Source organism: Alkalibacillus haloalkaliphilus C5 (genome assembly GCF_000269905.1).
In the GTDB taxonomy this organism is placed as follows: domain Bacteria; phylum Bacillota; class Bacilli; order Bacillales; family Alkalibacillaceae; genus Alkalibacillus; species Alkalibacillus haloalkaliphilus_A.
The window spans coordinates 1-3,304 of the sequence record NZ_AKIF01000216.1 but is presented as its reverse complement, the minus strand read 5'-3'; the positions used below and the strand labels follow the sequence as shown (position 1 = coordinate 3,304).

2 protein-coding genes are annotated in these 3,304 nt (G+C 36.3%); both read right to left on the bottom strand.

All coding sequences use genetic code 11. The annotated features are described in order from the left end of the window. Positions 1–531 (bottom strand): ABC transporter ATP-binding protein (locus A194_RS0115515; RefSeq protein WP_017187710.1); only part of this gene is annotated, 531 nt, incomplete at its 3' end. A gap of 26 nt (positions 532–557) precedes the next feature. Then, complete coding sequence (locus tag A194_RS0115510) at positions 558–3,095, bottom strand: FtsX-like permease family protein (protein ID WP_017187709.1); 2,538 nt, start codon at positions 3,093–3,095, stop codon at positions 558–560. Positions 3,096–3,304 lie beyond the last annotated feature (209 nt).

The window sequence follows — 3,304 nt, the reverse complement described above, 5'->3', positions numbered from 1 at the left end:
CTTGGCAGTCTCAGAATCCAAGTTTCCTGTTGGCTCATCTGCAAGAATAATGGATGGTTTTGTAACCAACGCTCTAGCAATGGCCACTCTTTGCTGCTCACCGCCAGATAACCTTGATGGAAGGTGATTAATCCGATGTCCTAAGCCTACACGTTCTAACGATTCTTTTGCCTTTTCTTTAATATCCTTTGAAGAAAAAACATTTAATAAAGGCATCATAACATTTTCTAAAGCTGTTGCTGTTGGCAACAAATGAAATTGTTGAAAGATATAACCGATTTCATTAAGTCGTAACTTAGCTAACTGTTTATCTTTAAGCTTGTGTACTGCCTGGTTATTTACCCAAATCTCTCCACGATCAATTGGTTCTAATCCTCCAATCGTATGGAGTAGTGTAGATTTTCCTGAACCAGAAGGCCCAACGATCGATACATAACTATGATCTTCAACTGTCAGTGAAACATGTTTTAACACTTCCACTTTCTCAGTTCCACTCTTATAGCTTTTTTCTAAATCATTTATTTGAATCATTTCCCTACCACCCTTTCCGGTTAAATTTAGACTGTATACTGATTGTTAAGTACTTGTTTTACCTTCATTCCACTAAAAATGACTATGGAAAAGAAGGTAATTAACAATATAGGGGCTAAAATAGCTAGTGAAATCATCCATGTAGGAATTACAATGTCTGTAAACACATTTATAAATAGAATCGCACCTAATGTGCCAATGGAAGAACCAACAAATGACACAACAAATGTCTCCAAACTAATATAAAGCTGAATTTTCCTCTTTGGCCACCCTATAGAGCGGAAAATGAAGAACTCCTTCATACGTTCATTAATGTTTAAATAAAGGAGTAAAAATGTAACAGCTATGGCTAACGCGAAACTCATAATTAGAGTAGCCGTTTGATATTCTTCCAATCTCACATCAATTGCTTCACCAATAAAACTCAAGTAAAGGAAATCAGAAAGACTTTGTTGCGTTACAAATGAGAGTAAAAGCATAAACGTTGTAATTGCGATGACCGTAGCTAGTAAGCCAAACCTTAATGGGCGACGCAATAATTGATGAATACAATATGACAGAACACCGCGTATTTTCACCAGTCTTTGCATCTTCCACGTATCACCTTCACCTGCTAGCCCATCTCGAGGTGACAATTTCAACGCTTTACGACTTCCTGCTATATACCCAATTGAAATAATGATGAATGTCATTAACCATACAAGTAAGTAGTCAATAAGAGAGACCGTTTCTAACCAATAATTTGTAAACCATACGGAAACTATAGGGACCAGACTAATAATTAAAGCTTCTACAAATAGTGATTGAATGATTTTCGCTCTACTCCAACCAAAAGCTCTTTGCATAGCAAAATCAATTGAACGGTTAAGCAAGCTATGTGTGATCACGGTAAAACAAAAAATCACACTAATCGCTAACAAATAAACAAACAGTAAAATGTTGGCTTGATTCACTTGATTTTCAATTGACCAACTAACTCCTTGTTGTTGCCAACCTTCTTCAACTGTTCCAACTTCATCTACTTCAGTTCCAGCCAAATTGACATGAACTCTACTTGCAGATGAACCAAGCATGATCTCAACTCGGTTGCCTGTTCGTTCCCTTATTTCCGTTGCAATGGCTTCAATCTTTCTTTGACTTTCTTCAGTCCTTTCAGCTACTCCTTCTACCACAACACGAATGGAGGATAATGGAGGCTCATCATCATAGACATGGTTTAATGCATTTAGAGTCGTTAACATATCTGGAGCGCCTGGATAATAACTTGCCTTAACTGGGAGTGGGAGTAATGGTGTTGGTTCAACTTCTTCTCCAAGACCATTTTTAATAATCATACTATGATGCGATGTATAAACATCGACCGGATCTCCTTCTTGCCATGAACCAGCATATTTCGGACTAATTTCAGATGAATCATAATACCCTACTACATCAACAGTAAAATCATATATATCTCTAACTCCTTCTGTATACCGGTAAAACGGGGCATCTATGTCAGTATAAAATTCACTAGCATTTGGATATTCTTCTGCTTCTAACAGTGGTATATCTTCATCGTTATTTTCAACTAAATTATAATTAATCGGGGAAAATCTAATGATCTCAGTAGGAGCATTAATGAGTTCGTACTCTAATTCACTATAGCCTTCATCATCAAATTCTAGATTGACGTTTTTAAACCTTAAATCTGAGGTAAGTGATGAAATGTTTAATTGTGCCAATTCTTCTTTTGGGAGACTGCGTAAATAGTTTGTTGTCCCACCTGCAATATCTTCTTCAGTTAGATCATCTGGTACACCAATTTCATATACCGATACCGTTTCTTCCATCACATATTCTGGTTCCTGCAAAGCAACTACAGGAATAACAGGCATTGTAGCACCTTCCGCAGAGTATGGCTCATCTAAGTAACTACCAGAAATCATACTTTCAGATACATTATATAATTGGTCTTCAGCTTCAGGGTCAATCGCCACAAGTAACATTTCATTCGGATATCTTACAGAAGTTCCTGGAGCTACATTAGAAGGATACCCTCTTTCCTCTAAATGTCTTTGATATAAAACAGAATCTTCCATTGACTCATCATAGTACTCACGAACAGAGCTTGTTTCTGTTAGAGTATGTGTTTTCATTCCATCAAAAGCAGTAACTTCCTTCGTTATTTCATACCAATTTCCTGGAGTAGCATTAGACGCATTTGCATTCATCCCCAAAAAATCAAAATACCCCATTAATGCAATTGGTGCAGCAACTTCCACACCTTCAATACTTTTTATTTCTTCCCATTCTTCTATTGATATCCCACCATAGCTAGCAATACTGCTTTGTGGTGCAACCCATCCGTCTTCTAATCCTTGCACTTCTTCATCTAACTGAGGTAATACTAAAATATCATATTGGTAGCGCCAATCATCTTCAAGCTCTCCCCTAGCTTCAACTGTAATTTGGTCATTCACTGTTTGAGTTCCTATGTACGCAAGTCCTAAAAAACTTAAAGTAAGCCCTATTGTTAAAAATAGCTTCCAACGACCTCTAAATGTGGCTTTTAAGTATGTAAACATAACGCGAACCCCCAGTTAGAATTTGATTTAGTATTCTATGAAATCACACTCTAGCTATGTTTTTTACTTTTTTTTGATAATATGTAACTAGTTTACCACATTTTTTCGAAAATTCACTTTTTATTAAATTTTAAACTCTACTTGACCAATAACACTTAATTATAACCCTAATAAATAAAGCGCTAATCCTAAAAGGATCAGCGCTTTAT

Bases quoted from the DNA above. Each gene is read 5' to 3' on its own strand.
- A194_RS0115510 (WP_017187709.1), bottom strand. From the start codon at position 3,095: ATGTTTACATACTTAAAAGCCACATTTAGAGGTCGTTGGAAGCTATTT.